Source organism: Butyricimonas hominis (assembly GCF_014287455.1).
Classification (GTDB): Bacteria; Bacteroidota; Bacteroidia; order Bacteroidales; family Marinifilaceae; genus Butyricimonas; species Butyricimonas muris.
The window spans coordinates 1-892 of sequence record NZ_JACOOH010000053.1 but is presented as its reverse complement, the minus strand read 5'-3'; the positions used below and the strand labels follow the sequence as shown (position 1 = coordinate 892).

At 45.0% G+C, this 892-nt stretch carries 1 protein-coding gene; it reads right to left on the bottom strand.

Annotation, left to right across the window (positions count from 1 at the left end; all coding sequences use genetic code 11):
• On the bottom strand, window positions 1–584 hold a 584-nt coding region (locus H8S64_RS22180; RefSeq protein ID WP_186978733.1), incomplete at its 3' end, for a phage integrase SAM-like domain and Arm DNA-binding domain-containing protein.
• Window positions 585–892: the final 308 nt, after the last annotated feature.

Genomic DNA, 892 nt, shown 5'->3' with positions numbered 1-892 from the left:
ATGATGATGATACGCTTGAAGAACTGCATGAACTTGGCGGTGGTGTTGTAGCCGCACTTGCAGGCGGTACGCAAATACAACTCAAAATCGGTAATGAACATCGGGCTTATCTCCTTTATGGATATGTCCGATACGTTGTACTTGCTTTGGATAAATTCAGCGAGGTGGCGGCGGGTCACTTCATACTTGCGGTAGGTCGCTATCGTCTTGGATATGCCTACAAGCTGCTTCACATCGTCATTGTGCTTTTGGAACAATGAAAGGATTGTTTCGTGGCTCTCGCTGTGTCCCAAGAACTCGTTTTTCACTTTCTCGGCGGTCACGTAATTGTCACGCCGCTGCATTTCGTGGTAAATGGTATTCAGGGAAGAACGTATGTCGTCCAAAAGGGCGTTTATCCTCCCGGCATCCCTGCCTTTGGCTTTGCCCGCAGTAATGCTCCAGTTGTCGGGCTGGATGCTCTGTTTCGTACTGAACTGGCAAAGTTTGCCGTCTATGGTGATGCGTGCCATAATCATAACCTCGCCGTTTTTCTTTTCAGAACCTTTCTTCAAATAAAAAAGAACCTTGAATGTCGATTTCATAACTCACTTTTTTTAGTTGCAAAATTAATTTTTACCTCTCGTTTTCGAGTTATGCAGACTATGGACTAATCAAGTCATTATCAGGTCATTTATGGACAAATCGTTACCGTTTTTGTCCGGCGGGGAATAGGTAACGATTTAGTAACGAAACTTTGTCTTTTACCGTACTTTTGAAGTCTTGGAAGCAGGACTTTCGGGCAATAAAAAAAGCCACAAATCATTGATTTGTAGCTTTTTGTCCGTTTGCTGACCATTTCTGTCCAGCACGTTCAGCGGAGAGGGAGGGATTCGAACCCCCGGTACCTCGC